A 6,543-nucleotide genomic window follows, 5' to 3' on the forward strand; every position below is an offset into this window, starting at 1 on the left:
CGAGGGTGGCCGCAGGCCAGGGCGAAGCCCCAAAGCCCTCGGGGTGGGCCTGCCGCAGGGCCTGCAGGCCGCCCCTGTCAAGCGCCGAGGGGACCCACATACCACGGGACCCACCCCCGAAGCGAGCAGCAGGCCCCAACACCGGGCCACTCCCCGAAGCAAGCAGCAGGCCCCAACACCGGGCCACTCCCAAGCGAACCCACCCCCGAAGCGAACCCGGCCGCCGATCAGCCCAGGAAGTCCTCGACCGTGATGCCGAGGCCGGACTCCTCCGCCCGCCCGCGGACGTACTCGGCGAGCGCGATGTCCAGTACGCCCAGGCCGAACGGGGAGTACACCACGTGGCGGCCGAGGGCGGGGTCCAGGGTGGCCGTGCCACGCAGCAGAGCACCGATCGAGGCCGCGACGAAGTCGCGGTTGCCAGTTCGCAGTTCGGCCAGGTGCAGCGAGGTGCGCTCCCGGACGGCGTGGTCGGCGTCGTCGACGACGTTCACGGCGGCGAGGACGGACTCGACGGTCAGGTCGCGCAGCGAGACGTGCAGGACGGTGGCGCCGGGCCGGCAGGCGGACAGGTCCGCGTGCGGTTCGGCCGCCGTGGTGGCGAAGGAGACCAGGGGGTGCGCGCCGAGGGCCTCGGCGCGGTCGGCGACGGCGACGGTCTTCACGGAGGGGACCTCCGCCGCGCACGTGTCGGCGAAGGCTTCGGCGCGGGCGGGGTCCATGTCGTACAGGACGGCCTCGCGCAGGTCCGGCAGGGCGGCGGCGAGGAAGCGGAGGATCTCGAGGTTGATGACGCCGCAGCCGACGAGGACGACGCCGGTCGGCGGGTTCTGCTCGGTCAGGACCCGGGCCGCGAGGGCGGCGCTGGCGGCGGTGCGCTTGGCCGAGATGACCGAGCCCTCCAGGAAGGCGGTGGGGCGGCCGTTCTCCAGGGAGTTGAGGGTGATGCTGGCGCTCGCGCGCTCCATGCCGGCCGCGACGTTGCCGGGGAACGAGGCGATCCACTTCATGCCCGCCACGGGGGCGGAGCCGCCGCGGTAGGCGGGCAGGCCGATGATCCGGTCGCGCGCGTGGTGGTCCTCGGGGAAGCGGAGGAAGGTCGAGTGCGGCAGCGCCGTCGCCCCCTCGTCGTGGAGGCGGTACGCGTCGGCGACGAGGTCGATGATCTCCGTCTCGCGGCCCGCCAGGGTCGCCTGGACGTCGCTGCGCCGAAGGATCAGCATCGCGGTTCCTTTCGATGGTCGTGTGGTGCGGCGACCTTGGCGGCGTCTTCTATATCGGTTCTCTAATAGAACACGCATAGAACGGCTGCGCATTGTGGTCCATCCCGAAAGCAACGACAGAGGGAAGGGCAGCATGAGCCGTCCCGTGCTCCATGGGATTCTGGAGACCATCGGGAACACGCCGCTGGTCGAATTGGGCAATGTCTTTCCGGGATTTCGGTCCCGGGTGTTCGCGAAGATGGAGAGGTTCAATCCGGGAGGGAGCGTCAAGGACCGGTCCGCGCTGAGCATGCTGCGCAGCGGCATCCGCGAGGGCCGGCTGATACCGGGGCACTCGGTGGTGGTCGAGTCGAGTTCCGGGAACCTCGCGATCGGTATCGCGCAGGTCTGCAAGTACTTCGGCATCGACTTCGTCTGCGTCGTCGACGCGAAGACCACCGGGCAGAACCTCGCGCTGCTGGCCGCCTACGGCGCGCGCGTGGAGGTCGTCACGACGCCCGACCCGGTCACCGGCGAGTTCCTGGAGGCGCGGCTCGCGCGCGTGCGGGAGCTGGTGGAGACGCTGCCCGGGGCGTACTGGCCCAACCAGTACGCCAATCCGCTCAACCCGCGGGCGCACCGCGAGACCATGCGGGAGATCGCCGAGGCGCTGGACGGCCGGGTGGACTACCTGTTCTCGCCGGTGTCCACCTTCGGCACGCTGCTGGGCTGCGCGACGTACGTCCGCGACCAGGGCCTGCCGACCACGGTCGTGGCGGTCGACGCGGTGGGCAGCGCCATCTTCGGCCAGCCGCACAGTCCCCGGCTGATCCCGGGGCACGGCGCGTCGGTGCCGCCGGCGCTGTTCGACCCGTCGGCGGCCGACGAGGTGGTGCACGTCACGGATCTCGACTGCGTGGTGGCCTGCCGGCGGATGGTGGACGCCGAGGGAATTCTGCTCGGTGGCTCTTCCGGGGCCGCGGTGGCGGCTCTGGAGAAATTCGGCGACCGCATTCCCGACGGCTCGAACGTCGTCCTGGTGTTCCCGGACGGCGGCGACCGCTATCTCGGCACGATCTATTCGGACGACTGGGTCGGCGAGCGCTTCGGCGAGGTCTCGCACCTGTGGAAGGGCGCGCTCGCCGAACCCGGCGACCCGCGGTTCGCCGCGGCCGTCACCAGTGCCTGATCCGTGAGGGATCGGGCCCGATGAGAACAGGGGTGACACCCATGAGCGCCGAGGACTTCTCGGATGTCTTCGACGCCGATGTGACGCACGTGTGGTGGGGAACGGTCGAGGGGACCCTCGGTCCGGACGCCGCCGCCGTGCTGTCGGCGGCCGAACGGGACGCGGCCCGCGCGATGACCGCCGAGGCGGGCCGGCACTACGCCGGTGCCCATGTCGCGGTACGCCGCATCCTGGCGGCCTACCTCGGGACGGGCCCGGCCGAGCTGCGGCTCGGCCGGCTGCGCTGCCCGGAGTGCGGCGACGCGACGCACGGCGCCCCGTGCGTCGAGTGGCCGCAGACGGAGCTGAGCTACAGCCTGTCCCGCTCGGGGCCGCACTGGCTGCTCGGCGTGACCGGCGGCGGCCGTCGGATCGGCGTCGATCTGGAGCAGGTGCTGGGCTTCGACACCGAGTCGGTGGCGCCGCTGGTGCTCTCCGACCGGGAGCTGGCGCACCTGGGCCGGGAGTCGGAGTCCGCGGCCCGGCTGGCGGTCTTCCTCCGCTACTGGACCAGGAAGGAGGCGGTGCTGAAGGCCAGCGGGATCGGCCTGGTGGCCGACGCCCGGGAGGTGGAGGTGCACGGACCGCCCGACGGGGGTCCGCTGATCGTCCGTCACTCGGCGGCCGCGGGCCCGGACACGTGGCTGGTCGAGGACCTCGCGGTCGGTCCCGGCCGGTACGCCGCCATCGCCCGCGAGGCGGCGGCGGCCGGGCCGCTGCGGCTGATCGAGAAACCGCCGCCGGCCGCCGCGGAGTCCGCCGGGCCTCCGCCTTCCGATACGAACAGGAGTGCGCCGTGGCCGTCCGCCACCTTGTCTCTCTCGATGACCTGACCGACGACGACCTGCGCGGCATCGTGGCCCGGGGTGCGGAGCTGTCCTCCGGGCGGGCGGCGCCCGGTGGCTCGCTGGAGGGCACGGTCGCGGGGATCTACTTCCGCCGCACCTCGACGCGTACCCGTACGGCGTTCTCCGCGGGGGCGCTGCGCCTGGGGGCGCGGCTCGTCACCTTCTCCGGCTCCGACCTGCAGACCAACACCGGGGAGACCAGCGAGGACACCGGCCGGGTCTTCTCCCGGATGCTGGACGTGCTGGTCGCGCGGACCGCGGACGACCCGGCCGAGCTGCGGGCCTGGGCCGGCCAGTCGCGGATGTCGGTGGTCAACGCCATGACCGCCGACGAGCACCCGACCCAGGGGCTCACCGACCTGACGACGCTGCTGCGGCACTTCGGCCGGATCGAGGGCCTGCGGGTCCTCTACCTGGGCGAGGGCAACAACACCGCGGCCGCGCTGGCCCTCGGGCTCTCGCGGTTTCCCGGCACGGTGCTGGAGCTGCGCACGCCCGAGGGGTACGGGCTGCGCGCGGACGTGGCCGTACGGGCCGCGGCGAGCGCGGCGGCCCACGGGGCGGCGGTCGTCGAACGGCACGACACGGACGACCTGCCGGAGGACGTCGACGTCGTGTACACCACGCGCTGGCAGACCACCGGCACCAGCAAGCCGGACCCCGGCTGGCGCGCCCGGTTCGAGCCGTTCCGGGTGACGCGGGCGCTGTGGCGCCGGAGCCCGAAGGCCGTGTTCCTGCACGACCTGCCGGCGCACCGCGGGGAGGAGGTGACGGCCGAGGTCCTCGACGGGGACCGGAGCATCGCCTTCGACCAGGCCGAGAACAAGATGCACAGCGCGATGGCGGTGCTGGAGTGGTGCCGCGGCGGTGTCCGGCCATGAGTCTGCTGGACGAGCCGCCCACGGCGGTCGCGGCGCCCCCGCCCCTGCGCCGCAACCGGGACTTCCTGCTGCTGTGGACCGGAGCGGGGCTCTCGGCACTGGGGCTGCGGGCCAGTGTGGCCGCCTACCCGCTGCTGATGATCTTCTTCGGGGGCGGGCCGGCCGGTGCCGGTGTGGTGGGGTTCGCCGCCCTGCTGCCCCAGTTGGTGGTCCAGTTGCCGGCCGGGGCGCTGATCGACCGGTGGGACCGCAGGCGGCTGCTCGTCCTGTGCGACGTGGCCGGGCTGTCGGCCATGGCGGCGGTGACCGCGATGCTGCTGGCGGGGCGGCTGTGGCTGCCCCTGGTGGCGGCGGCGGCCTTCGTCGACGGCACCGCCGGGCTCTGCTACCGGTTGGCCGAACGGGCCGCGATCGCCCACGTGGTGCACCCCGCGCACCTGACGGCGGCGCTCGGGCAGAACGAGGCGCGCGGGCAGGCGGCCGGGCTGCTCGGCCAGCCCGCGGGCAGCGGGCTGTTCCAGTTCGGCCGCTGGCTGCCGTTCGCGTTCACCGCGCTCACGCACCTGGTGGCGCTGGTGACCCTGCTGCTGATCCGCCGGGACCTGCAGGGGGAGCGGGCCGCGCCGGGCACGAGCCTGCGCTCGGACGTGGCCGAGGGACTGCGCTGGGTGTGGCGGCAGCGCTTCATGCGGGTGGCCGTGGTGCTGCTGTCGGGCAGCAACCTGCTCTTCCAGGTGCTGACGCTGACCCTGGCCCTGGCCGTGCAGGAGGACGGCGGATCGCCGTGGGCCATCGGCATGATCGGCCTGGTCGCGGGGGTCGGCGGGATCGCGGGGGCGCTCGCCGGGTCCCGGGCGGCGGGGCGGCTGGCACCGCGGACCGTGCTGACCGGGGCGCTCGCGCTCTGGGCGGTGCTGATGGCACCGGTGGCCCTCACCTCGGACCCGGTGGTGCTCGGCGCGCTGCTCGGCGGGATGAGCTTCGCCGGGGCCCTGATGAACGTGGTCGCCGGCGTGCACCAGGTCCGGATCACGCCGGAGCCCCTGCAGGGGCGGGTGACCAGCGTCTTCGCGCTGCTGGGCTCCGGCACGGCCTCGGCGGGCGCGCTGGCCGGCGGGTTCCTGCTCGCCGCGGTCGGCACGTACCGCACGGCGCTGGGCATCGCGGCCGGCATGGGGCTGCTGGCCCTGGCCGCGCTGGTGTCGCCCGCGCTGCGGCTCGACCCCGATCCGGAACCCCTCGCGCCGGAGATCGCGGATACCGCACGTACCGAAGAAATATAGGCCCGCCTCCGAAGGTGGGACCCGGTTTCGCAAGGAGGAGAGAACGCATGGACAGCGTGGCGAACGGCGGTCCCTGGGCCCCGGCCGAGGTGACCCCGGCGGAGACCGGGACCGAGGCGAGCGCCCGGGGACTGGCCGACCACCTCGGCTCGGTGGAGGACCTCGGCGGTCTGCTGGCCCGGGAGAAGGCCCTGGTCTTCCGCGGGTTCGGCGTCGAGCCGGGCGAGCTGGACGAGGTGATGGACCTGCTGCTGCCGAACCGGCTCGCCTACGTGCACGGCAACTCGCCGCGCACGAAGGTCGGGTCGAACGTCTACACCTCGACCGAGTACCCGGCCGAGTTCAGCATCTCGATGCACAACGAGATGAGCTACGCCCACCAGTGGCCGGCCCGGCTGCTCTTCTTCTGCGAGACCGCTCCGCTCGCCGGCGGGGCCACTCCCGTCATCGACGGGCGGCGCTGGCTCGCCTGCCTCGACCCCGAGGTGCGCGAGGCGTTCGCCGGCGGGGTGCGCTACACGCAGAACCTGCACGGCGGTGTGGGCCTCGGCAAGAGCTGGCAGGCGACCTTCGAGACCGAGGAGGCCGACCGGGTCGAGGAGTTCCTCGCCGCGTCGGGCGCGGACTGGACGTGGCAGCCGGACGGCTCGCTGCGGGTGAGCCAGCTGCGACCCGCGATCACCACCCATACGGTCACGGGGGACGAGGTCTGGTTCAACCAGGCCGACCAGTGGCACCCGGCCTCGCTCGGCGACGACACGGCCAAGGCGCTGGCGTCGATCATGCCGGCCGAGGAGCTGCCGCAGTCCGTCACCTTCGCCGACGGCTCGCCCATCCCCGACGAGTACGTCGTCCAGGTCCGGGACAGGGGCCTCGACAACGCGGTGGACGTGGACTGGCACCGCGGGGACCTGCTGCTCATCGACAACGTGCTGGTGGGCCACGGCCGCCGGCCGTTCACCGGACCGCGCCGGGTGCTCGTCGCGATGTCCGACTGACCCGGCCGACTCCGGCCGGTTCGGATCTGCTCCGGCCGGTTCGGATCTGCTCCGGCCGGTTCGGATCTGCTCCGGCCGGTTCGGATCTGCTCCGGCCGGTTCG

The 6,543-nt window shown here is 73.3% G+C and carries 6 protein-coding genes; 5 read left to right on the forward strand and 1 reads right to left on the reverse strand.

Annotated elements, in window-relative coordinates:
• Window positions 1–227 precede the first annotated feature (227 nt).
• Complete coding sequence (gene sbnB, locus IF43_RS0134940) at window positions 228–1,223, reverse strand: 2,3-diaminopropionate biosynthesis protein SbnB (protein WP_030210734.1); 996 nt, start codon at window positions 1,221–1,223, stop codon at window positions 228–230.
• Between the two features lie 133 nt (window positions 1,224–1,356).
• On the opposite strand from sbnB, the gene sbnA reads away from it, so the two are divergent.
• The 5 genes from sbnA to IF43_RS0134965 are packed head-to-tail and all read left to right on the forward strand — an operon-like array spanning window position 1,357 to window position 6,440.
• Entirely contained in the window at window positions 1,357–2,391 is a 1,035-nt protein-coding gene (gene sbnA, locus IF43_RS0134945; protein WP_051796832.1) for a 2,3-diaminopropionate biosynthesis protein SbnA, read from the forward strand.
• Window positions 2,392–2,432: 41 nt separating this feature from the next.
• Window positions 2,433–3,263: a 4'-phosphopantetheinyl transferase superfamily protein gene (locus IF43_RS0134950; RefSeq protein WP_051796833.1), complete on the forward strand. Its 831-nt coding sequence runs from the start codon at window positions 2,433–2,435 to the stop codon at window positions 3,261–3,263.
• Window positions 3,227–4,159 (forward strand): ornithine carbamoyltransferase, encoded by a 933-nt coding sequence (locus IF43_RS0134955; protein ID WP_030210746.1) that lies wholly within the window; start codon window positions 3,227–3,229, stop codon window positions 4,157–4,159. The genes IF43_RS0134950 and IF43_RS0134955 overlap by 37 nt, the downstream gene beginning before the upstream one ends.
• Window positions 4,156–5,442, forward strand: a complete 1,287-nt coding sequence (locus IF43_RS0134960) for an MFS transporter (RefSeq protein ID WP_063753453.1) — start codon at window positions 4,156–4,158, stop codon at window positions 5,440–5,442. The genes IF43_RS0134955 and IF43_RS0134960 overlap by 4 nt, the downstream gene beginning before the upstream one ends.
• A gap of 47 nt (window positions 5,443–5,489) precedes the next feature.
• Window positions 5,490–6,440 (forward strand): TauD/TfdA family dioxygenase, encoded by a 951-nt coding sequence (locus IF43_RS0134965; protein ID WP_030210750.1) that lies wholly within the window; start codon window positions 5,490–5,492, stop codon window positions 6,438–6,440.
• The last annotated feature ends 103 nt before the right edge of the window (window positions 6,441–6,543 follow it).

The organism is Streptomyces sp. NRRL S-87 (assembly GCF_000719335.1).
Lineage (GTDB): Bacteria > Actinomycetota > Actinomycetes > Streptomycetales > Streptomycetaceae > Streptomyces.